At 51.5% G+C, this 23244-nt stretch carries 23 protein-coding genes; 18 read left to right on the top strand and 5 right to left on the bottom strand.

The window, feature by feature from the left end:
• Positions 1-162 precede the first annotated feature (162 nt).
• Positions 163-786, top strand: a complete 624-nt coding sequence (locus tag JRJ22_RS17585; RefSeq protein ID WP_206100747.1) for a 50S ribosomal protein L25 — start codon at positions 163-165, stop codon at positions 784-786.
• A gap of 15 nt (positions 787-801) precedes the next feature.
• Here JRJ22_RS17585 and JRJ22_RS17580 read toward each other — a convergent pair whose 3' ends face one another.
• Positions 802-972: a hypothetical protein gene (locus tag JRJ22_RS17580; RefSeq protein ID WP_206100746.1), complete on the bottom strand. Its 171-nt coding sequence runs from the start codon at positions 970-972 to the stop codon at positions 802-804.
• A gap of 97 nt (positions 973-1069) precedes the next feature.
• Between JRJ22_RS17580 and JRJ22_RS17575 the strand changes: the two genes are divergently transcribed.
• The 7 genes from JRJ22_RS17575 (at position 1070) to JRJ22_RS17550 (ending at position 6091) form a co-directional block, all read left to right on the top strand.
• A complete protein-coding gene (locus tag JRJ22_RS17575; protein WP_206100745.1) occupies positions 1070-1705 on the top strand; it encodes a YhbD family protein in 636 nt (211 codons plus the stop codon).
• Between the two features lie 33 nt (positions 1706-1738).
• Entirely contained in the window at positions 1739-2425 is a 687-nt protein-coding gene (locus tag JRJ22_RS17570; protein ID WP_206100744.1) for a hypothetical protein, read from the top strand.
• On the top strand, positions 2418-3092 hold the full coding sequence (locus JRJ22_RS17565; protein ID WP_206100743.1) for a hypothetical protein: 675 nt from the start codon (positions 2418-2420) through the stop codon (positions 3090-3092). Before JRJ22_RS17570 ends, JRJ22_RS17565 begins: the two co-directional genes overlap by 8 nt.
• A 52-nt stretch (positions 3093-3144) precedes the next feature.
• Positions 3145-3522: a cupin domain-containing protein gene (locus JRJ22_RS17560; RefSeq protein WP_206100742.1), complete on the top strand. Its 378-nt coding sequence runs from the start codon at positions 3145-3147 to the stop codon at positions 3520-3522.
• A gap of 49 nt (positions 3523-3571) precedes the next feature.
• Positions 3572-5110, top strand: coding sequence for an MFS transporter (locus JRJ22_RS17555; protein WP_206100741.1), 1539 nt, complete (start codon positions 3572-3574; stop codon positions 5108-5110).
• Positions 5111-5205: 95 nt separating this feature from the next.
• The gene (locus tag JRJ22_RS29295) at positions 5206-5454 is read left to right on the top strand and encodes an SMP-30/gluconolactonase/LRE family protein (protein ID WP_232380876.1); all 249 of its coding nucleotides are present in this window, start codon (positions 5206-5208) and stop codon (positions 5452-5454) included.
• Positions 5396-6091, top strand: coding sequence for an SMP-30/gluconolactonase/LRE family protein (locus JRJ22_RS17550; protein WP_332461401.1), 696 nt, complete (start codon positions 5396-5398; stop codon positions 6089-6091). The genes JRJ22_RS29295 and JRJ22_RS17550 overlap by 59 nt, the downstream gene beginning before the upstream one ends.
• 348 nt (positions 6092-6439) lie before the next feature.
• Here the strand turns inward: JRJ22_RS17550 and JRJ22_RS17545 are convergent, their stop codons facing one another.
• Positions 6440-6865: a MarR family winged helix-turn-helix transcriptional regulator gene (locus tag JRJ22_RS17545; RefSeq protein ID WP_054941258.1), complete on the bottom strand. Its 426-nt coding sequence runs from the start codon at positions 6863-6865 to the stop codon at positions 6440-6442.
• Between the two features lie 158 nt (positions 6866-7023).
• Between JRJ22_RS17545 and JRJ22_RS17540 the strand changes: the two genes are divergently transcribed.
• From JRJ22_RS17540 to JRJ22_RS17530, 3 genes are all read left to right on the top strand, one after another.
• The gene (locus tag JRJ22_RS17540) at positions 7024-8478 is read left to right on the top strand and encodes an MFS transporter (protein ID WP_206100740.1); all 1455 of its coding nucleotides are present in this window, start codon (positions 7024-7026) and stop codon (positions 8476-8478) included.
• Between the two features lie 92 nt (positions 8479-8570).
• Positions 8571-9017 (top strand): carboxymuconolactone decarboxylase family protein, encoded by a 447-nt coding sequence (locus JRJ22_RS17535; RefSeq protein WP_206100739.1) that lies wholly within the window; start codon positions 8571-8573, stop codon positions 9015-9017.
• Positions 9018-9032: 15 nt separating this feature from the next.
• Entirely contained in the window at positions 9033-9500 is a 468-nt protein-coding gene (locus tag JRJ22_RS17530; protein WP_206100738.1) for a sigma-70 family RNA polymerase sigma factor family protein, read from the top strand.
• 82 nt (positions 9501-9582) lie between these two features.
• On the opposite strand, the gene JRJ22_RS17525 is transcribed toward JRJ22_RS17530, so the two are convergent.
• The gene (locus JRJ22_RS17525) at positions 9583-10938 is read right to left on the bottom strand and encodes a PFL family protein (RefSeq protein WP_269751885.1); all 1356 of its coding nucleotides are present in this window, start codon (positions 10936-10938) and stop codon (positions 9583-9585) included.
• Between the two features lie 24 nt (positions 10939-10962).
• The gene (locus JRJ22_RS17520) at positions 10963-11232 is read right to left on the bottom strand and encodes an ACT domain-containing protein (RefSeq protein WP_054941253.1); all 270 of its coding nucleotides are present in this window, start codon (positions 11230-11232) and stop codon (positions 10963-10965) included.
• 220 nt (positions 11233-11452) lie between these two features.
• Between JRJ22_RS17520 and JRJ22_RS17515 the strand changes: the two genes are divergently transcribed.
• The 5 genes from JRJ22_RS17515 (at position 11453) to JRJ22_RS17495 (ending at position 19617) form a co-directional block, all read left to right on the top strand.
• On the top strand, positions 11453-13087 hold the full coding sequence (locus JRJ22_RS17515; RefSeq protein ID WP_206100736.1) for a GGDEF domain-containing response regulator: 1635 nt from the start codon (positions 11453-11455) through the stop codon (positions 13085-13087).
• A gap of 42 nt (positions 13088-13129) precedes the next feature.
• The gene (locus tag JRJ22_RS17510; protein ID WP_206100735.1) at positions 13130-13510 is read left to right on the top strand and encodes a response regulator; all 381 of its coding nucleotides are present in this window, start codon (positions 13130-13132) and stop codon (positions 13508-13510) included.
• Position 13511: 1 nt separating this feature from the next.
• Positions 13512-16757, top strand: a complete 3246-nt coding sequence (locus JRJ22_RS17505) for an ATP-binding protein (RefSeq protein WP_206100734.1) — start codon at positions 13512-13514, stop codon at positions 16755-16757.
• A gap of 206 nt (positions 16758-16963) precedes the next feature.
• On the top strand, positions 16964-18439 hold the full coding sequence (locus JRJ22_RS17500; RefSeq protein ID WP_206100733.1) for a protein adenylyltransferase SelO: 1476 nt from the start codon (positions 16964-16966) through the stop codon (positions 18437-18439).
• Positions 18440-18642: 203 nt separating this feature from the next.
• Positions 18643-19617, top strand: a complete 975-nt coding sequence (locus JRJ22_RS17495) for an aldo/keto reductase (protein WP_206100732.1) — start codon at positions 18643-18645, stop codon at positions 19615-19617.
• A gap of 103 nt (positions 19618-19720) precedes the next feature.
• On the opposite strand, the gene JRJ22_RS17490 is transcribed toward JRJ22_RS17495, so the two are convergent.
• Positions 19721-20404 (bottom strand): DUF421 domain-containing protein, encoded by a 684-nt coding sequence (locus tag JRJ22_RS17490; RefSeq protein ID WP_206100731.1) that lies wholly within the window; start codon positions 20402-20404, stop codon positions 19721-19723.
• Positions 20405-20605: 201 nt separating this feature from the next.
• On the opposite strand from JRJ22_RS17490, the gene lspA reads away from it, so the two are divergent.
• Together lspA and JRJ22_RS17480 are read left to right on the top strand one after the other, a co-directional pair.
• Positions 20606-21082, top strand: coding sequence for a signal peptidase II (lspA, locus tag JRJ22_RS17485; RefSeq protein ID WP_206100730.1), 477 nt, complete (start codon positions 20606-20608; stop codon positions 21080-21082).
• A 276-nt stretch (positions 21083-21358) separates the two neighbouring features.
• Entirely contained in the window at positions 21359-23212 is a 1854-nt protein-coding gene (locus tag JRJ22_RS17480) for an assimilatory sulfite reductase (NADPH) flavoprotein subunit (protein ID WP_206105188.1), read from the top strand.
• Positions 23213-23244: the final 32 nt, after the last annotated feature.

Below are 23244 nucleotides of genomic sequence, written 5' to 3'. Positions count from 1 at the left end.
ATAAAAATGTATGATAATTGAAGATTACCCTATTTTGACTTGCTGTTGCGGCAGTGCTATACTGATTCCACAACAGGCAAATATGGTTAATAAGAGACTGATTAGACCTTTACATCTAATTGGTCTTGTTTTTTAATACCCACAACCTTTAGGAGGAATATCATGAATACTACAGTTCGTTTGACTGAAAGATCCGGCTCGACTTCTTCACAGCGGAGAAAAGGCTTTGTACCGGTTGTCGTCTACGGTGCAGGTTCAGATACGCAATCCTTTACTGCAGATGCTAAAGCCCTTACTGAAATTATCGGCAAGAACCCCCGGGCAATTCTTAAAGTAGAACTTCCCGGCTCTGGTATCAAAAACGCGGTAATTGCTGAAGTACAGCGCCAGCCGCTGTCACGCAAGCTGCTGCATGTAGATCTGCATCAGATTGACATGAAGGCGGAGCTGGTTACAAAGGTTGCATTCCACTTCACTGGCGAACCTGCCGGTGTGAAGGACGGCGGCATCCAGCAGGTAGAGTTGTATGAATTGGATATCCGCACATTGCCGGACAAGCTGACAGCCACCTTCGATGTGGATATCAGCAGTCTTAATATCGGTGATCAATTGCTGGTTTCAGATCTGCCTAAGCATGAAGGCTGGGAAGTACTGACGCCTGAGGATACGCTGATTCTGCGCATTGCACCACCGGCAGCTCTGGAAGAACCTGCTGAGGCCGAAACTGCGGAAACTGCCGAACCGGCAGCCGCAGCAGACACGGATGAAGTCAAGACAGAAGAGTAAGCATCATCCTTTTGTTCAAATAGTATAGACAGGAGCAGACCATTCCCAGCCGGGAACGGTCTGCTCCTTTTTGCATTTCGGCACCGGATCAGCAACGGTAATAAAATTAGGTTTAGCGGATGAGCAGAAATCCACTCCGGGGCGGAGGTCTGCTTTTTCGGCATACAGTACAATCTTAAATGGCATGAAGCGGAACACGGTAAACGGAAGCCGTCTGGATGGGATAGTCAGGTGTTCACAACGTAACAATGTTATGTTACGATTGCACCAAGGAGTGGTCAATATGGAAGAAGATTTGATTTCCAAGAAGGAATTGCTGGAATTAACGGGGATCTCTTACGGGCAGCTGTACCGCTGGAAGCGGAAGCAGCTTATCCCGGAGGATTGGTTTATTCGCAAATCGGCGTTTACCGGCCAGGAAACCTTTTTTCCGAAGGAACGAATGCTTAGGCGTGTCCATAACATCATCAACATGAAGGGCGATCTTTCCCTTGATGAATTAGCCGAAAAGCTGGCGGATACGACATCTTTTGCCCATGCCCATCTATCCCTGAGTGCTGCCCAGCTGTTGGAACGTAACATTGTTTCGAAGAGAACTCTGGACAGATTCGGTGATGCAACGACTGGCGGAAAGAAGTATACCTTCGATCAGGTAGTACATCTAGTCGCGGTTGACGGGCTGATCAGCAAGGGGGAAATGAATCTGGATGAAGCGGATGGGTTGTTCCGCACACTTACCAACAATACGTCAAAGTTTGCGGGAAAGAGCTGGGAGCTGTTTTTTATCCGCAAAATGGGTGCCAGCTTCTTTCTTCTGGCAGCTACACCGGCGGAATTGATATTTGATGAAGGCACGCGGCTGGTCAGCCGGCTTAGCCTTACGGATCTGCTGGAACAGCTGAATGGCAAGCTGAATTAACAATGTTGCATATCTATTTAGGAGGCATGAGTGATGAATAAACAGCCGCTGCCGGATTTACAGCTCACGGGAATCACCGGAGGAGCCGGAGGCATCTATGACAATGTGATTTTGGAAGGGGTATGCAAAGTGAACGGGGCGGTCCGCGCCCAGGTAATTAAAGCAAACGGAGTCATAACATTTAATGGTGATGCTACGGCAGAGGAGATGCAGGCAAACGGTAAGCTAAAAGTGGGCGGTACACTCCAGTTCGGCAGCATGGAATTTGACGGCATGATGACCATTGACAAGGATCTGCGGGGGGAAAACTGCAATCTGAATGGAATGCTTACCATAAAAGGTAACGGTGAGCTGGAGAACCTGTCCGGTGAAGGTGTCTTTACGGTTAGCGGCCTGCTCAGTGCTGGACATGTGGATTATCGGCTGCAGGGTCAGGCCAAAGCGGGTGAAATTGGTGTTGAGACGTTGGTGATCCGTAAGGCCGGCGGAGGTCTCTGGAACAAGCTGGCGTCCGGGTTGATCCCAAAGCTCAGAACAGAGCTAATCACGGGGTCGATTGAAGGCGATATTCTTGATCTGGAATTTACGACTGCAGATATTGTCCGGGGTGGTATTGTGAAGATTGGTCAAGGCTGCAGGATCGGCCGTGTGGAATATCTCACTGAGCTGTCAGTTCATCCTGACGCCAGCGTAGGGAAGGTGGAGAAGAGCGGTGAATGAGATGATGAACCGGAGTAATCTGAAGGTGCTGGGAACCTCCTCTTCGCTTGGCGGATATTTTCTGGAGATAAAGGTAACCGGAGAATGCAAATTTGCCGGAGATGTGGATTGCCAAAGTCTCAGCTTGACCGGGGAAACCGCAGTGTCCGGCAGCCTGCGGATGGAGAAATTGAAGATGACCGGTGAGCTTTCGGTAAAGAAACGGATGGAGGGCGGTATGCTGCGCGGCCACGGAGAGGTTCAGGCCGGCAGCGTCAGTGCCCGACAACTGAAATTCAGCGGGAGTTTGGAGGTGGGCGGGGACTGTGAAGCGGAGGAGCTTCAGGTGAGCGGTGCGCTGCGGATTAAAGGCCTGCTGAGTGCAGAGACACTGCAGCTGACATTGTACGGACCGTCCAGTGCGGCAGAAGTGGGCGGCAGCACTATTACGGTCAAACGCAGCAAGACCAAAACGCTGCTTCATCTGGGACAGGGGCAGGACATGGTGTTCACTTCAGGGCTGATTGAAGGGGATTACGTGGAGCTTCAGAATACCTATGCCGGGACTGTACGCGGGGAGAAGATTATTATTGGCCCGGGCTGTGTGATTCAACTAGTGGAGTACAGGGACTATCTGGAGATTCATAAGAGCGCAACTGTGTTAGAGCAGAGGAAATATGTGAAGTAGAAAAGAAATAAGGCTCTCTACTGGTTAGATTTGCTATCTAAGGAGGTAAGCAATGGAGTTTTACAGATTTGATAAAGAGACTGGCAGAAGGATATCTAAATATGATTCCGATTTTTTGATGTCCCAAATTATTCAAACTACACAAGGTGCTCATATTGGGTGTATGTATTTAGAAGCGGATGGTATTATTGGCTATCATCAGGCTGTTTCACCCCAAATCCTCTTAATTATAGCCGGGGAGGGAGAGGTTAGAGGTGGAGATAATGAATATTTTCAAGTAAAGGCTGGAGATGCAGTGTTCTGGCAGAAGGACGAATGGCACGAAACCAAAACGACAAACGGATTAACTGGAATTGTAATAGAAAGTGAAGGTATGAAGCCTTCCTCTTTTATGACCGGAAGTCTGAACATTCCCCGAAGCTGTGATTAAGCCGGTGGATTAAATCTAAAATGTAAACACGAAAAAAGGAGCGGGTCATATGAACTCAGCTAAAGCAAAAACGCCTAATCTCGGCATTGTTATCGCAGGTTTACTGCTGGGGATTCTAATGGCCTCAATGGACAGTACGATTGTGTCCACAGCGATGGGCAACATTGTCGGTGAACTTGGCGGAATGGATAAATTTGTTTGGGTAACCTCGGCTTATCTTGTTGCGGAAATGGCGGGTATGCCGATCTTCGGTAAGCTTTCGGATATGTACGGCCGGAAGAGGTTTTTCATTTTTGGCGCCATCGTATTTATGGCCGGTTCGGCGCTTTGCGGTACAGCAGACACGATTACCCAGTTAGCCGCTTACCGGGCTGTTCAGGGAATCGGGGGCGGTGCGCTCGTGCCGATCGCTTTTGCAATTATGTACGATGCCGTGCCGCTTGAAATGCGCGGCAAGCTGGGCGGGGCCTTCGGTGCGGTCTTTGGCTTATCCAGCATCTTTGGACCCTTGCTGGGTGCTTATATTACCGATCATATCGCCTGGCAGTGGGTGTTTTATATTAATCTGCCGCTGGGGCTGCTCGCCTTGGTTATGGTTGTGAGCTTTTACCGCGAGTCGGTGGAGCATTCGAAACAGCCGATCGACTGGCTGGGTGCCGGAACCCTCCTGGGGGCGGTAATCAGCCTGATGTTTGCACTGGAGCTTGGCGGTAAAGAGTATGCCTGGAATTCTCTGTTCATCCTGGGTCTGTTCGCGGCCTTTGTGGTTCTTACGACGCTGTTCCTGCTTGCGGAGAGAACAGCAAAGGAGCCGATTATATCTTTTGCCCTGTTCCGGAAAAGGCTCTACGCCTTCAGCATCCTGTGTGCCTTGTTCAGCGGAGCTGCGTTTATCGTAGCCTCTGTGTACATTCCGATCTTTATCCAGGGGGTGCTAGGCGGTTCGGCTACGAATTCAGGCCTGGTCCTGCTGCCGATGATGGTAGGTTCTGTTATAACAGCTTCAATGGGCGGGTTCCTGATGGTTAAATTCAGCTACCGCAGCCTGATGCTTCCTACACTCGCATTGCTGGTGCTGGGCATTGCACTTGTCACTACACTCACCCCGGATTCATCGAGGCTGCTGGTGACGCTGTATATGATCATGATCGGCCTGGGTGTGGGGGCTTCGTTCTCGGTGCTCAGCACTGCGGCTATTCATGGTCTGGCCGCGCAGCAGCGCGGATCCGCCAGTGCGACGCTCAACTTCCTGCGTTCCCTGGGCATGACGATCGGAATCACTACGTTTGGCATCATCCAGAGTCATTATTTTTCGTCGAAGCTGGCCGGTATGATCTCAAGCGGCGGAGGATCGGCTTCTGCACCGGCTCTTGATATTAAGGATCCGCATGCTCTGTTGTCCCAGGATACGCGTGCACTCATTCCGCCTGACATTCTGTCAGTTATCACATCGGGACTGTCTTCCTCGATTGTGAGAACCTTCGCCTGGGCCGTAATTCCGGCTGTGCTTGCCCTGCTTGCCGCCAGCTTCATGGGCCGTCAGAAGATGGATGCTTCCGCTGAGGAGCCGGCTGTCTCGGGACATTAGCCGGCAAACGGCTGGCTGGAAGTGGAATATCCATGAAATCACAGGTAGAATAGACGGGAGTGAAATTAGACCGAGTGGGTAAGGAGGATTTCAAAGTGGCTGGTCAAGCAGAATTGGTTGTAGACGCACAGGCTTTGCTGGGGGAAGGCCCCCATTGGGATCATAAGGCCGCCAGGCTGTATTGGGTGAATATTGAGGGTAAGCAGCTGCGGAGCTATGATCCAAACACTAAGGACGAGAAGATCTATACCTTCGATAAAAAGATCAGTGCCGTAGTCCCGGCAGCTGGCGGCGGCTGGATACTGGCACTGCAAGACGGGGTTATACCGGTTCAGCGAAAATGAGCCGGAGCAGCGGATTGCTGAGGTAGAACCTGAGCATCCGCGCAACCGGCTGAATGATGCCAAATGTGACAGCAGCGGCAGGCTGTGGTTCGGCACGATGAGTATGGATTTCACAAAGGCGGCGGGCAGTCTGTATGTCATGGATCTTGATGGCCAGGTGCGCCGGGTCTTAACCGGCATAAGCATCTCCAATGGCCTGGCCTGGGATGACCAGCGCGGCCGGATGTATTACGTTGATACGGCAACCCGGGGTGTAGACGTCATGGATTATGATGTACAGTCCGGTACCGTTGACAACCGCCGGAGGGTCTTCCTTATTCCGGAGGGAGCCGGTGACCCGGATGGGATGACGATTGACCGTGAAGGTATGCTCTGGATTGCGCACTGGGGCGGCGGCTGTGTGTCGCGCTGGAATCCCCACACCGGGAAACAGCTCGCCAAGGTTGAAGTTCCGGCTAAAAATGTCACCTCCTGCACTTTCGGCGGCGATGCGCTCGATGAGCTGTATATTACAACGGCACGGGACGGGATGAGTGAAGAAGAGCTCCAGCGCTGGCCGCTTACAGGCGGACTGTTCAAGTTCAAGGCCGGAGTGCAGGGTGTGGAAGCTAATATTTTCAAAGGTGTACTTAAATAAAATCGCCAGCAGGCCTCTCGTCCAGACGGGGGGCATTTTTTTTGCAATACGCAGGGAAAACAGTTCAATGCACCGTGAAAATGGTCCGAAACCCTCTGACAGTTCTCCGCTAACGGATGGCTGTCCTCTCTCCCGGCTCCGATTTAGCTGCTGCGCAGTGCGAAGCCTGTCCACCCGGCCCGCAGGAGGATACAGAACAAACACAAACTGTTCCAGCCGCTTTTCCGGTTATAAGGATCTCTGTAATATGCCGCTGATCGAAGGAAATGTGTTTGTCGAGAATGAGGTTGTGATGCCGGTCATATCTGATTTTGTGAAGGCAGTATGGCGGCTCTTAGACAATCTCTATCATAAGCTTTCGGAAGTACGGGTAACCTTATGAAGCAAAGCCACCAGTGTGTCGGCTTCCTCCTCCGTCAGATTGGCAGTCAGCTTGCGGTTATGCTCATCAAGAATGGATTGAAATACTGGAGCAAAGTCCACGGCTTTGGCTGTAGGATACAAAAGAGAAGAACGCCGGTCTTTCGGATCGGTTCGCCGTTCAATATATCCCAGTTGCTCCAGATGCTTCACGGAACGGGCTGTTGTCGCCTTATCGAATTTCATTTCATTCGTCATCTGGTCTTGGGTAATGCCCGGATGACCGAGAATCAGCTTCAGAAAACTGTGCTGTCCGCCGCTTCCAAGCCCGTAGGGTGCAAGTTCTTTGCTCAATATTTTTGTGTTCTGGCGGTGAAGATAGGCAACCAGCTTGCCGATCGGTTCTTTTCTCAATACGGACACCTCTTTAGATTCATACGCTGCTGTTAGTACTCACTTCAAAAGCTTACCGTAAAGTTGTTGCGCACGCAACTAATTTGCTGTACACTGGGGAATGCAGATTGTTGCGCACGCAACTAGTTCTGAAATTCGATTCAAGAGGGTGTTCTTCCATGAGTGCGATTAGTGCAACCTATCAGGAGGATGCAGCGGTTCAGAAGATGCGCTGGATTATTCTGATTGTTCTTAATTTGTTTACTTTTATGTCTACCCTGGACGGAAGTATTGTCAATATTGCCCTGCCGGTGCTGGTGAAGCAGCTGAATCTTCCGGTTGCCCAGGTCGAATGGGTCACTACAGGGTATCTGATGGCGATTTGTTCGGTTATTCTGTTTTTTGGTAAGCTGGGGGATATGGTCGGTAAGATCCGTGTGTTTAGAATCGGGACAGTGATTTTCATTCTCGGTTCTCTGCTCTGCGGATGGAGCACAAGTCTTCCATTCCTTATTGCCTCCCGTGTCGTTCAGGCCATTGGTGCTTCGATGACCATGGCGAACAGCCAGGGAATTGTGACGGATATTTTTCCGGCTACCGAACGCGGCAAGGCGCTTGGCCTGATCGGGACCTTCGTGTCTCTCGGCAGTATCGCCGGACCTAGCCTTGGCGGAATTATTGTATCCACCCTGGGCTGGGAATATATTTTTTGGGTGAATGTGCCGATTGGCCTGATTGCCTTCGCGCTCGGAATGAAGGTTCTGCCGAAGGATCTGGTCCGGGTGAAATCGCGGATTGATCTGCCGGGCAGTCTGCTGTTTGCGTTCTTTATCATTACACTGTTTGCCGGACTGCTGCTGGGACAGCAGCTTGGTTATGGGGACAGCAAGATCGTCGCTGCGCTTATCGCTGCCGCCGCCTCGTTCATCGCTTTTATTGTCGTGGAACTCCGCAGTCAGGCACCGCTGCTGCAGCTGTCGCTGTTTAAGAACTCCCTATTTTCACTTAGCATTCTGTGTGCCTTTCTCGTATTTGTGGCCAACTTCTGCTTCAATATTATCTCGCCCTTCTATGCGCAGAATATGCTGGGCCTGTCACCGTTCTATGCCGGATTTCTGCTGATGCTCTTTCCGATTTCGATGGTTGTCATCGCTCCGCTCAGCGGGGCTCTGTCTGATAAGATCGGCTCTGAGTTCTTAACCTTCGCCGGGCTCATCGTCATGGTGATTGCCCAGTTCGGGCTGGCCCGGCTGCATGACGGAAGCTCCGTTATTCTCGTCGGACTGTGGATCGCGATGCTCGGGATCGGCAGCGGGCTGTTCCAGTCTCCGAACAATTCACTGATTATGAGTAAGGTCCCGCGCACTCAGCTTGGTTCTGCGGGCAGTGTCAATTCACTTGTCCGTAATGTGGGGATGGTCGTCGGGATCACCATTGCCACATCCATCCTGTTCAATGTGATGAGCAGCAAGGCCGGGCACCGGGTAACCGGTCTCGTTCCGGGCCGTCCGGATATTTTCCTCTCGGGCATGCACGTGGTCTTTATGACTTCTTCGGTCATTTGTCTGGTCTCGGCCCTGCTGACGGGCTGGCGTCTGATTACGATCAGAAAGAGCAAGCGGGCAGAGGCTTAAGACTGGCTGCAGCGTTTGTTAAAGGTAATTGTCACAAAAGATATCCCTGCATTGTCTCCACTATTGAACCTAATTCATGGAGGCGATCAACAATGAGTTTAAGATTTAATTACAGACAGATAAACGCACCCGCGTTCCGGGCCATGATGGCAGCAGAGCAGCATAATGCAGGCAGGGGACTGGACAAGGTGCTTGCCGAGCTGGTCAAAATACGGGTATCGCAGATCAACGGCTGCGCATTTTGTCTGGATATGCATGCCAAGGATCTGCTGAAGCTGGGGGATTACCAGGATAAGCTGGTGCTGGTCAGCGTATGGCGGGAAGCACCGGTGTTCAGCGGCAAGGAAAGAGCGCTTCTTGAGCTTGCGGAGTCAGTAACCCTCATCAGCCAGGGCGGGGTGCCGCAGGCAGTCTATGATAATGTCCGCGAATATGTTAGCGAAGAGGAATTCGTCGACTGGATAATGAGCATCAATACGATTAACAGCTGGAACCGGATCGCGATCTCCACAGGCATGTATCCGGGGGTATCGATGTAATCTACAGGACAAGGGATGGTCGGCAAAACAGAGAGCAACTGCCGGCAAATTTTCAGCCGTGTGAAGCGGACGCTTCAGGCTGATCCGGCCGGCGAAGCAATGTCACCTGCACCGGAGCAGGTTCGTACGGGAATGCTTCAGCGGTTCACCGCCGCCTTTGCCGCACATGATGTGAGCGGGATGCTCGCTCTCCTCACAGAGCAAGCCGTACTCGTTGCTGATGGAGGAGGGCGGGAAGTCCATACGATCCTCCGGCCGATGGCGGGCCGCAAGGGCGTACTGGCACTGCTCACCTCCCGCAGGGTGCTGGCCCGGATGCGAAGCTGGACTTCCTCGATAGAACTCATTAACGGCGAAGCTAATCTGGTCTACAGAGATCAAGGCGAGGTTAAGGCCGTACTATGCCTGGCCTTGAGCCGCAGCGGGGAGCAGATTCAGAGCGTTTACCTGATCATGGGACCGGAGAAGCTGGGTCATGTCTGACCTTCTGCCGCCCTGTAGCCGATTAAGACGTACGCAAAAGCGCCGCCCGCCTGAGATCAGGGGGCGGCGCTTTTGCGTAAACTTAATTCTTGAAGCTGTGGATCGGTGCGGGAATCCGTCCGCCGCGGTTCACGAACCCGGCACAGTTGAACGGATTCACAGCCATCACAGGCGCATAGCCGAGCAGGCCGCCGAATTCGACCATCTCGCCGACGTCCTTGCCGATTACCGGAATGACGCGGACCGCAGTCGTTTTGTTGTTGACCATACCAATCGCAGCTTCATCTGCGATAATGCCGGAGATGGTCTCTTTGCTGGTGCTGCCCGGAATAGCGATCATGTCGAGTCCGACCGAGCAGACACAGGTCATTGCTTCCAGCTTCTCCAGGGTCAGCGCGCCGCGCTGTACAGCCTGAATCATCCCGTGGTCTTCGCTGACCGGAATGAAGGCGCCGCTGAGTCCGCCGACATAGGAGGAGGCCATGACGCCGCCTTTTTTAACATTGTCGTTGAGAATGGCCAGCGCTGCAGTAGTGCCGGGAGCGCCGGCTTCCTCCAGGCCCATGACCTGGAAAATCTCAGCGATCGAGTCTCCGATCAGCGGAGTCGGGGCGAGGGACAGATCAATGATGCCGAATGGCACACCCAGCCGCTTGGAGGCTTCCTGGGCGACCAGCTGGCCGACCCGGGTAACTTTGAAGGCGGTGCGTTTGATCGTCTCGCAGAGCGTCTCGAAGTCCTGGCCCTTCACTTCCTCCAGCGCACGCTTGATGACACCGGGACCGCTGACGCCGACGTTAATGACGAGTTCACGCTCGCCTACACCGTGAAAAGCTCCGGCCATGAAGGGGTTGTCCTCCACCGCGTTACAGAAGACAACCAGCTTGGCGCAGCCGATGGAATCTCGGTCTTTGGTGCGCTCCGCAGTCTGGATAATGATGTCGCCCATCAGCTTCACGGCATCCATGTTAATTCCGCTGCGCGAGGAGCCGACATTCACAGAGGAGCATACACGTTCGGTTACAGCCAGGGCTTCAGGGATGCTGTCTATCAGAATCCGGTCGCCTTTGGTGCAGCCTTTCTGCACAAGTGCGGAGAATCCGCCGATAAAGTTAACACCGACCTCTTTCGCCGCATTGTCCAGAATTTGCGCAACCGGTACATAAGAATCCGTATGAACGGCACCAGCCGCAATGGAGATCGGGGTGACGGAAATCCGTTTGTTGACAATCGGTACACCGAATTGACGCTCCAGATCTTCACCGGTCTTCACCAGCTTCTCGGCGGAGCGGGTAATCTTATCATATACATTCTGGTTAAACACCCGCAGATCGGTATGGGCGCAGTCCATCAGACTGATACCCATCGTTATCGTGCGGACATCCAGATTCATTTCAGAGATCATTTGATTGGTTTCCTGTACTTCGCCACGTGAAATCATTGTTCGCTCATCCTTTCGCTGCTAAATGCGGTGCATAATATTGAAGATATCCTCATGCTGAAGTTTGATTTCTACGCCGATATCTTCGCCCACATGCTGCAGATCCAGAACAATCTCCTCAAAGGATTTGCTTGGCGCTGAAATATCTACAATCATCATCATGTTAAAATAGTCCTGCACAATCGTCTGAGAGATATCAAGTATGTTCAGATTGTGTTCGGCAAGGTATGTACAGACTTTGGCAATAATCCCTACTTTGTCTTTTCCCAGTACAGTAATAATCCCCTTCAATGAAAAAGCCTCCCATTTGTCTATTCTTTGTTCATCCGCCGCATTAACAGAATGAACCGTTTCAATCATTATTGCAAATGATGACACAGGCGGCAACCAAAGGTTTTTTGTCAGTCTGATTATCTATTTGATCTTCAAGCCTATATTCATTAGAATAAGTTGACTGAATGTGTAAGTTAGGATGTCCTTATAGATTGATATATTTGTTTAAGGAGTAAATATGACAACTAGAAAATATAAAGCGCTAGTCGAGCAGCGGACTAGGGAGACTCTGGAGAAATGGTCGGGCCAGCAGTATGTCGGGGAAAGGGAGATCTACCGTTTTCTGCATAATCTAAAAGGAACTGCGGGAACCGTCGGCCTGGACCGGGTAGAGAGGTTTGCCAGCAGTACGCTGCTCTATTTCTCGGATCATAGTGATAAGGTCTGGATGGAGGCGGAATGGCGCGAGGTTTTACACCCTGTACTGGACCTGTTTAGCGGAGAAGAATCCTCCGGAAGCGTGCCCGACCCTGTGCTGGAAATCAGCCTCTCTACCGGCTCCAAGCAGCAGAAGTATGAAATTCTGCTTGTGGATGATGATGTGGAGCTTGTCGCTTTTTTGCGGGAATCTTTGGAGCAGCAATCTTATTATGTGAATATCGCGATGTCGGCGGAGCGCGGGCTGAAGCTGTTTTATGAGAGCAGGCCGGATCTGATTCTGCTGGACATTCTGCTGCCTGATCAGAGCGGAATTGATGTCCTTCACCAGATTATCGGAAAAGCCAAAAAAGAACGTATCCCGATTATTATCATGAGCGGCGAGCATTCCAAGGATCTCCAGTTGTACGCGTATTCACTGGGTGTGATGGATTACATGCCGAAGCCGGTGGACATCGACCTGTTTCTAGTTCTGATCAAGAACCGCTTTGAGCTGAAGAAGGAGTGGCAGAAATCGATTATTATCGATGAGCTGACCGGTGCCTATAACCGCAGATACTTTAACCAGACGATGAAGCAGCTGGTATCCGATTTTAGAAGGACCGAACGGATTTTTTCACTGGCGCTGCTCGACCTGGATTATTTCAAACATATAAATGATACTTACGGCCATCTGGTCGGTGATGAGGTGCTGCAGGCTTTTTCAGAGCTGGTGCGCAGCTCCATCCGTGTTGAAGATACCTTCTGCCGCTATGGCGGGGAAGAGTTTGCCCTGTTCATGCCTAATACGGATGCGGCTTCCGCACTGCTTGTCATAGAACGAATCCAGAGTCAGTTCGCAGCCATGGATTTCTGGGCTAAGCAGCAGCAGTTCCGTGTGACCTTCTCAGGCGGAATCACAGAGATCAGAGCCCGGCGGGATGATCCGGAGGAGCTGATTGAGGATGCGGATCAGGCCCTGTATGCCAGCAAACATGCCGGAAGAAACCAGACAACCCTCTATAACGAGTATCTTCCGGCAGGTAAAGTAGAACAGGTGCTTAAGGTGATCGTTGTCGATGACGATGCGCTGATCCGCCGGATTGTCGTCCAGCAGTTCAGGGAATGGGAGCCGGCAAATAATCTCAAGATGGAGGTAAGCAGCTTCGAAAACGGAGCACAGTTCCTGCAATCGGAATGGTATTCACCCGAAGATAAATTTATCATTCTCCTGGACGGTATCATGCCTGAACTGGATGGACTGGAAGTGCTCAAGCAGCTCCGCAGCAGGTATCCGGAAGTGAATATACTCGTTATCATGCTTACCGGCCGAAATAATCAGCAGGATATTATTCACGCGCTGCAGCTAGGTGCCGATGATTATATTGTAAAGCCGTTTCATCTGCCGGAAATGCTGACAAGGGTTGAGCGGCTGGCACACAGATTTTTATTCTAAAAGATACAGCGCCCGCGGTGCATTTTGAAAGGTGAGAGTAAGATGCAAAAAGTATTGATTGTAGATGACGAGGATGTTTTACGCATGCTGATCGAAGATACGCTGGAGGATCTGGAGGAAGTCGAGCTGCATACCGCCGAGAACGGGCGTGAGGCGATGACGAAGCTGTCCCGGTACAAGTTCGATCTGGTGATACTGGATTACATGATGCCCGAATTGACCGGGATTGAAGTGCTGGGCTTGATCGATGAAGAGATGAAGGCTGCAACACCCATTTTAATGCTGACTGCCAAAGCGCAGGAGGCCGACCGGAACATAGCAAGAGAAGCCGGAGCCCGTTATTTTATGCCGAAGCCGTTTAGCCCAATGGAGCTTCTGCAGATCGTGGAGGGCATTCTCAGTGATAAGAAGAAGCCTCAGTAATATGAGTATCAAACATAAATATTTCCGCATTATTGCAGGCTTAATCATACTGGTGATTCTGACCGGGGCCGGTTTGTTTCTCTACATCAATGCAGAGCAAGAGCGGCTGAACCATAACCAGGAAGTGCTGCAGCATAAGGCCGGAACCATCAATGAAATGGCTGCGACACTGAATGAGGTATTCTTCCGTGTCAGAGGATATTCCCTGCTCAAAAGCGACCATGAACTGCAGCTGGCCTATGAAGCGCTGGATAAGCTGGGAAATGTTCTTGGGGACTACTCCAAACTGAAGCTTTCACCGGAAGAAGCGCAATTCAGAGAAGATCTGGAAGCGTATCTGGATCAGTATCAGAATGTGACACTGCCCAAAGCCATCGCCTTTGTCAAGCAGGATGATTATACCGGGCTGCGTGCACTGGCCAAGAACGGAAACACGCAGGCCGTTAATGATTTCCTGGCGTATACTAAAAATTATGAGACACGCTCCAATCAGCAATTGAGCGATATGGTCGACCAGTCCCTAAAACAGGCGAATGAATTTACGATTCTCGCTTTTCTCCTCAGTATGGCGCTGCTGCTGCTTTTCACGCTGATGATCTGGAGGATTCTCAAAATTGTTATTGATCCGATCGTTCAGCTGGAACAAGCTACGAACTCGCTGGCCGCAGGGGAGGCTGTGCTGCTGAGCAAGCTGCATAAGCAGGATGAAATCGGCCGTCTCTACGAGGCATTCCTCAACATGACCCATAGTATACAGGATAAAGAAGAAGAGCTGATGATGCAGAATGAAGAGCTGCATGCCCAGCAGGATGAGCTTCAGGATCAGCAGTTCAAGCTTGAACGTTCGCTAAGCGAAATAGAGAACATGATGAAGGCACTGGACCAGTCCTCAGCAGTTGCCATCCTTTCACAGAAGGGGATCTTCACCTATGCCAACGAGAACCTGAGTGACTATACCGGCTATAAGAATGCAGAGCTGGCCGGCTCTACCTTCCGATTGTTTGATGTGCAGAATCTCTCGGACTCCCAGACACAGCAGATCATCCGCAAGCTGAGCACCGGCGGGGTGTGGAGCGATGAAATCCGGATGAACATGAAGAATGGTACTCCGGTCTGGCTGCACATGACGATAATGCCTTATCTGAATGATGACGGGGAGATTTACCAGTATATCCTGATTGCCAACAATATTACCTCTATGAAGAATGTACAGCAGGAGCTGGCGGAGACGCTCAAGAATACAGAGCAGACTAAAATCATGCTGGAACGCAGCAACCAGCTGAATCATGACATCACATATACGCTGGACAAACAGGATTTTGCCGAGAAATTCATCGAATTCATGAATAAACAGTATGCCTTTGACTCCAGTCTCTTCCTGCTTGTCAAAGACAACATCAGCGCGGTTAAAGGTGTGCCGCAGGAGAATGTTGAGCGTTATCTAGGCAGTGAAAGCGGCAATATGCTGCACCGCATGCGGACGGAGAAATCCTATATCACCAAGCGGCCGTCTACGTTAAGAGAGAAGGGAATTGCACCTGAAGGTACAGATTCGTATGACTTTTACTCGACAGTTGTGAATGCGCAAGATGATGTCCTCGCTGTATTCTGCGGCACCCGGATTGGGCATTCCTTCAGTGAAGATGAGATCAATGAAATCCAAGGTATGATGAATCGTGTAGCGCTGGCCATAGAAAGGCTGTTCATGTATGAGGAAATTGAATACGGCCGCAGACTGAACCAGGATATTGTCAACAACGTCAATGAAGGAATCCAATTTGTGCAAATGGACGGCAGCATGCTGCATATGAATCAGGTTCTAGCCCAGATGTTCGGCTATAATGAGTGGTCCGAAGGTGATCTTATTCCAAAAGAACGCTGGAGCGGGCATTTCATCCATACAGCCAATGAATCGGATGAGCTTGAGCTGTTCTACCAGAAGGCAATGTCCGAGCATTTCATCGAATCCAGCTCCATGAAGTATTCGCTAGGCAAAGAATCGCTGAAGCATATCGACATGTACGCTATACCGGTATACCGGCGGGAGACCCGCTTCGGGACGCTGTTCGTCCACCGCGATATTACCCGCGAATATGAGCTGGATCTGATGAAATCGGATCTGGTCAGCACGGTCAGCCATGAGCTGCGGACCCCGTTATCAAGCGTCCTCGGCTTCACAGAACTGCTGCTGTCCAAAACGATGAAGCCGGAGAAGCAGCTGAAGTACCTGGAGACCATCCACAGGGAAGCTCAGCGACTAACCGAACTGATCAATGATTTCCTTGATCTGCAGCGTATGGAATCTGGAACCCAGCAGTATAATCCGGAGCCGCTTAACCTTAGCGAGCTTGTCCTCGGAGTGATAGACCAATATAAGCTTAGCGGGACACATCATATTCTGCTGGAAGATGAAGCGCAGAATGCCGAGGTTGACGTGGACAGAGACAAGATCGTCCAGGTACTGACGAATCTGCTCAGTAATGCGATTAAATTCTCACCGGGCGCCAGCGAGATCAAGGTCATGCTGCATAATGAACCGGAGCGGGTTGTTGTGGAGATTCAGGATCACGGTCTGGGTATTCCCAAAAATCAGATCGGTCAGCTGTTCCAGAAATTTAGAAGAGTCGACAACAGCGCCTCCAAGCGGATCGGCGGAACGGGACTCGGGCTTGCTATCTGTAAAGAAATTATTGAGAAGCAGAAAGGCTCCATCGGCATTGAGTCGGAAGAAGGCGAAGGGTCAACGGTCTGGTTCAGTCTTCCTCTTCGCAATGCTTCAGGCAACCGGCATGAGGATGAGCCCATTAAATTGAGTTTAGACAAGGAGCAGAAACCGAATGTAATGATTGTAGAGGATGATTACAGCCTGTCACTGCTGCTGTCTGAGGAGCTGAAGGGCAAGGGATTCCGCGTAACTCATCATTACCGTCCGCAGGAGGCTTATGAGCAGGCGCTGAAGACGCCTTTTGTGGCAATTGTTGTAGATTTGATGCTGGGGGAAGAGCTGGACGGCTGGGATCTGATCCGTATGCTGAAGGATGATGCCCGTACAGAGCATGTCCCGATTATTATTTCCTCTGCTCTCGACAAGGCGGACAAGAATATGCAGGACAATGTCCAGAAATATTTAACCAAGCCTTATCCTCCCGGAGAGCTGACGGGAACCCTGCAGGAAATAGTGGAGATTAGGCAGCGAAGCGGGGAAGTGCTTTTCCCGGATAGCAGTCCATGGGATAACGGAGAATAAGATGGCCTTATACCAACAAGTCCTGTTTTCAGGGCTTGTTTTTTTATCATATAGAAGTATATCCAAATGATTTCAGACAGACTCCCTGTTGGGCTGCAGTCGAGATTGGAACCCGTTGATTATTGGTTAAAGAGCGGTAAGAGGATAATAAATGAGCTGAAGTATACACTAAAAGAAAAACTTGTTGCAAAAAAAAAGGAGACCTTATGACGGAGAAAATAGAAATAAGGGATGCTGGGTGGAATTTAGACAATAGTTATGCCAGCCTGCCGGAATCATTCTTTTCAAAGCTCAAGCCAACCCCAGTCCGCTTGCCGAAGCTGATCATTCTTAATGAGCACTTAGCAGCAGCCCTGGGATTGAACCATTCAGCGCTGCGAAGCAATGACGGCGTTGCGGTTCTTGCAGGCAATGAGGTTCCTGAAGGTGCGGTGCCTCTTGCTCAAGCTTATGCAGGGCATCAGTTCGGGCATTTTACCATGTTAGGTGACGGCAGGGCAGTATTGATCGGGGAACAGATTACGCCGCCGGGCGTGCGCGTTGACATTCAGCTCAAAGGCTCAGGCAGAACACCATACAGCCGGAGGGGCGATGGCCGGGCGGCTCTGGGGCCGATGCTCCGCGAATACATCATCAGCGAAGCGATGCATGCGCTTGGCATTCCGACGACCCGCAGTTTGGCGGTAGTTACAACCGGTGAATCCGTCATCCGGGAAACGGAGCAGCCAGGTGCTATTCTTACCCGAGTGGCTGCCAGTCATCTGCGTGTCGGCACCTTTCAATACGCCGCCGCAAGGGGGAATACCCAAGATCTCCAAGCCCTGGCTGATTACACATTGCACCGGCATTACCCGGAAGCTGAGGGTGGAGTCAACCGTTATCTCTCCCTGCTCCAGGAAGTGATTAACCGGCAGGCAGAGCTGATTGCCAGATGGCAGCTCGTCGGCTTTGTTCACGGGGTGATGAACACCGACAACATGGCCCTCAGCGGAGAAACCATAGATTATGGCCCATGCGCCTTTTTGGATACCTATAATCCGGAGACGGTATTTAGTTCCATTGACCTTCAGGGCCGCTATGCCTATGGCAATCAGCCACGTATTGCCGCCTGGAATCTCGCGAGATTTGCTGAGGCTCTTCTGCCGCTGCTTCATGACAATGAGCCGCAGGCTGTCAAACTGGCCGAGGATGCCCTTTCAGATTTCACAGAGAGGGTCCACCGGAATTGGCTCACGGGAATGAGGGCGAAGCTGGGCATCTTTAACGAAGAACAGCAGGACGAATCACTCTTTGACGGACTTCTCGGGATGATGCAGAAGAACCGGGCGGACTACACCAATACTTTCCGTGCCTTAACTTTGGGCAGACCGGAAGATACGGTCCTGTTCGGGAATGAGGATTTTGCGAAGTGGAATGAGTTATGGGAGGCGAGGCTGAGCAGACAGGAAGAATCTCAAGCGTCCTCCCGCCTGCTGATGCGCAGCAGCAATCCAGCACTGATCCCGCGAAATCACCGGGTAGAAGAGGCACTGGAGGCAGCGGTAGAACGGGAAGACTACAGTGTAATGGAGCGGCTTCTTAGTGTTCTATCGAACCCTTATGCGTATACTCCAGAACAGGAGGAATACTCGATACTGCCAGAGAGCTGCTCCAGTCCTTACCGGACATTTTGCGGTACCTGATTTGGATAACAGATGAAACTAAACGAACGAACAGCCGTTCCTCAGGTGATCTTGATCACCGATTGAGGCGGCTTTTCTTTTTGGATTATCATATATCGGGCAGTAGGGAGCCCGAAAAAAATCTTGCCTTATATTGGACTCTAAGGGGTATAGTGAAAATGAATTGCGGACAACCATTCAGGGATTAAAGGGAGGAAACAAGTGTGAAGTACAGTTATTTGGGTAAATCAGGCCTCAAGGTCAGCCAGCTCTGTCTCGGCACGATGAATTTTGGCCCGGAAACCGAAGAGAAGGAAGCTTTCCGGATTATGGATGCCGCGCTGGATGCGGGAATTAACTTTTTTGATACAGCCAATGTCTACGGAGGCCAGGAGCACCGCGGCTGGACGGAAGAAATAATCGGCCGCTGGTTTAAGCAGGGCGGCGGACGGCGCGAGAAGGTGGTGCTTGCGACCAAAGTATACGGCGATATGTTCGAAGAGCATGACGGGCCAAATTCCGGTTCCGGCTTATCCGCTTACAAAATCAGACGTCATCTTGAGGGCTCGCTGAAGCGCCTGCAGACCGATCATGTTGAGCTCTATCAAATGCACCATGTCGACCGCAATGTATCCTGGGATGAGCTGTGGGGCGCTTTTGAGCTTGCTGTGGCCCAGGGCAAAGCGGGTTATATCGGTTCCAGCAACTTTGCCGGCTGGCATATTGCTGCCGCCCAGGCACAGGCGAAAGCCCGCCATTTCCTGGGCCTGGTCTCCGAGCAGCATTTGTACAACCTGCTTGAACGGACGCCGGAGCTTGAGGTACTGCCTGCTTCGCAGGAGCTGGGCCTCGGCGTAATTCCATGGAGTCCGCTTGCCGGTGGGCTGCTGGGCCGCAACGCGCTGTCCAAGACCGGCGTGCGCAGCGCCCGCTCGGCTAAGCTGGAGCAGCACCGCGGCCAGCTGGAGCAGTTCTCTGCCCTGTGCAAGGAACTGGGCGAGCATGAGGATCAGGTGGCTTTGGCCTGGGTACTGGCCAATCCGGCGGTTACGGCCCCGATTATCGGGCCGAGAACGATGCAGCAGTTCGAGGATTCGCTGCGGGTAACGGAGATTGTTCTGGACGAAGAGACGCTGAAGAAGCTCAGCGAGATTTTCCCGGGACCGGGCCGTCCGGCTCCTGAAGCTTATGCCTGGTAAATAGCTTGTGAAGCTATGAAGTAATAAGGCTTTACAAACAGCAGAGCAGCGCTCTCCTTTCACGGGAGGCGCTGCTCTGTTTTTGTGCCATAAAAGCTGGATTTTAGTGCGAGACGGAAGAGATTACGGCCAGTTCACCTTCTTCAGTGATTTCGGCGTAGGCTACAGACTGCGGTCCGTTATAACCCTGCTTGCGCAACTCACCGGCCAGCCAGGCATCATCCTGCCCCAGGTTGCTGAGGGTCTGGCGCTGTACAATGCCGTCTTCGATAATGCTTAGCGGCAGGGTGGACTCTGGAACCGGCACAAGCAGATCCTCACGGGTCGCCGGTTCATGCTGCGCTTTTTTGAGAATGCTGAGTGAGCCGTTCGTCTCATAAATCGCGTAAGCGACCTCGCTGACAGAGAAGGTATCCTTGGCCCGCAGCATCATCCGCAGCTGTTCGAAATCCAGATTGTTTTTACGAAGCTTAACCAGATCGATCTTTCCGTCACGGATCAGGATTTCAGGCTCGCCCTCCAGCGGTTTGCGTAGCTCAGGAAAATGGAGGGTGATTTTTTCAAAGGCAAAGGACAAAAAAGTCCAGATAGCCAGCGTAAAGATCAGCATCGGTATGGAGTGCTCTTTTTCGTATATAGTATCCCCAACAAGATCACCCAGAATGACAGCCGAAATGAAGTCAAAGGGCGTCAGGGCGGAAATTTCCTTTTTGCCGAGCAGACGTGTCATCGCCCACAACCCGATAAAACCTGCAATCAATTTGATTGTTATTTGTCCGTATTCCATGCGGCAGCCCCTCCAGTCGGTCTTTGTAATCTAAGAATGTTTAACCAGTTAGCTTTTGGATGTAACATATTGCCTGTCCTGCGACAGTACAGAAGCACTGAAATAGGACGATGATGCTAACGGGGGCCGGTCTGTGATAAGCTGGGGGGAGCAGTAGTATTGAGCAGGATGAAATGCACTGAATACAGGGAGGCGCTGGTTTTGCTATTTTATCTGATATCCGTATTGGTCGTTGCGGCGGACCAGGCTGCCAAGTGGATTGTGCGGTCGAATATGCAGCTTGGGGAGATTGTTCCTTTCTGGGAAGGGCATCTGGTATTTTCGTATTATGAGAACAGCGGGGCAGCCTTCAGCTCTTTTCAGGGGTACGGGCAATATTTTGCCATCGTCGCCGCTGGATTTGTCGCAGCGGTCTTCTATTACCGGCATAAAGGAGAGCTGCGGGGTCCGCTCCTGGAAGCAGCCAGTGGTTTTCTGGTAGGCGGGGCTGTCGGCAACGGGATTGACCGTGTATTGTTTCATCAGGTTACGGACTTTCTCGTATTCGGGAAGGGCGGGGGCATTCTCAATTTGGCCGATCTGGCGATTAATGCCGGGGGGATCCTGATTGTCATTCATCTGATTCTCGGGCAAGTGAAGAGCAGCAGGATCAAAAGAAAACAAATCAAGCAAAACTGAACCCCATCAAGGCGAATGCCCCTGAAAAAGGGTTCAGCAACCAAATTTTTATATCATTTTATCTAATGCAAGTTATCATTAAATGTAATGAAGCTGCTTAAATCGGAGTTATTTACTATGATTTAAGCGGCTTTTTTGCGTTTTATTGAATAATGTACCTAGAATCCCATAATTTAGTGAACGAGCGACTCGTTGAAGGTTTCTTATAATTATGTTAGCCTGAGTTCATGATGTTAATAGAGTAGAAGATTTTTTGCTAAGGAGAGGTCGATATTGGTGCAACTACAAGTTACGAATAGCCCGTTTAGCGAGAGCCAGGTTGAACTTCTGAACCGGCTGCTGCCTACACTTACGGAATCGCAGCAGATTTGGCTTGGCGGATATTTATCCGCAATGTCCCTGCGGGGAACTACGAACCCGGTTCCGGCAACCGGTGAGCAGCCGGTGCTTGCGGCAGCCTCGAATGCAGCAGCTCCTGCAGCACCGCAATCATCCCGTCAGGTGACCATTCTGTTCGGCTCCCAGACCGGAAACTGCCAGCGGCTGGCGTCCAGCCTGTCCCGCAAGCTCGAGGAGCAAGGCTTCCAGGTGACCGTGGCGGCGATGAACGCCTTCAAAACAAATACACTTAAAAAGATCGAGAATCTGCTAATCCTGGCGAGCACCCATGGGGAAGGTGAACCGCCTGACAATGCCCGCGCCTTCCATGAATTCCTCTACAGCAAAAGAGCGCCTCAGCTGGAATCGCTGCGATATTCGGTACTTGCTCTGGGCGATACCTCCTATGAATTCTTCTGCCAGACCGGTAAAGACTTCGATCAGCGGCTGGAAGAGCTGGGCGGCCAGCGGCTTAGTCCGCGCGTCGATTGCGATCTGGATTATGATGAGCCGGTTGCTGAGTGGTTCGAGCAGGTCATCAGCGCGTTGAACGGCCCGCAGAATGTGGCTGCGATCGCAGATGCAGCCGTCGAGGCAGTTGAGACAGCAGATGCTCCAGCTTCACCCTACTCCCGCAATCATCCCTTCCACGCAGAAGTGCTGGAGAATCTGAATCTGAACGGACGCGGCTCCGACCGCGAGACAAGGCATCTCGAGCTGTCGCTTGCCGGCTCCAATCTGAGCTTTGAACCAGGCGATTCTCTTGGGGTCTACCCTGAGAACCACCCGCAGCTGGTGGCAGATATTATAGCCGCCATGGGGTGGAATCCCGACGAATCCGTTCCGTTAAATAAGAAAGGTGAAGAGGGGACGCTGCGTGAAGCGCTGCTGCGCCACTACGAAATCACCGTACTGACGAAACCGCTGCTGGAACAGGCGGCAAAGCTGACCACTGCTGCAGGACTACATGCTTTACTTCTTCCGGAGGCTGCGGCAGAACTGAAGGCTTATATCCATGGCCGCGACCTGCTTGATCTGATTGTTGATTTTGCACCCTGGGAGGTTCCCGCCCGCAGCTTTGTAACCATTTTGCGCAAGCTGCCTGCAAGATTGTATTCAATTGCCAGCAGCTTTAACGCAAATCCCGATGAAGTTCATTTTGCGGTCCGGGCCGTACGTTATGAATCCCATGGACGTGAACGTTACGGCGTCTGCTCGGTGCACTGCGCAGAACGGGTACAGCCTGGCGATACACTGCCGGTGTACATTCAGAGTAATCCGAATTTCAAGCTTCCGGCAAATCCCGATGTTCCGGTGATTATGATTGGGCCGGGTACAGGGGTTGCACCTTTCCGCTCATTCCTGGAGGAACGGGAAGAGCAGGGCGCAGGCGGCAAAACTTGGCTGTTCTATGGCGACCGCCATTTCGTGACCGACTTCCTCTACCAGACGGATTGGCAGCGGATGCTGAAGGACGGCGTGCTGAGCAAGCTGGATGTGGCGTTCTCCCGCGATACGGAAGAGAAGGTATATGTGCAGCACCGTATCCTTGAGCACAGCAAGGAGCTGTATGCCTGGCTGAAGGAAGGCGCACATGTATATGTGTGTGGCGATGAGAAGCATATGGCCCATGATGTCCACGCGGCACTGGTTACCGTTATTCAAGAAGAAGGCGGATTGAGCCCTAGTGACGCTGCAGCATATCTGGATAACATGCAACAAGAACAGCGCTATCAGCGCGATGTATATTAAGGGCAGCGGATGGAAGCGGAAGGAGACGATCA

Origin of the sequence: Paenibacillus tianjinensis, assembly GCF_017086365.1 — a bacterium.
Classification (GTDB): Bacteria; Bacillota; Bacilli; order Paenibacillales; family Paenibacillaceae; genus Paenibacillus_AQ; species Paenibacillus_AQ tianjinensis.
The sequence above is the reverse complement of the archived record's forward strand: the minus strand, read 5'-3'. Positions and strand labels throughout refer to the sequence as shown.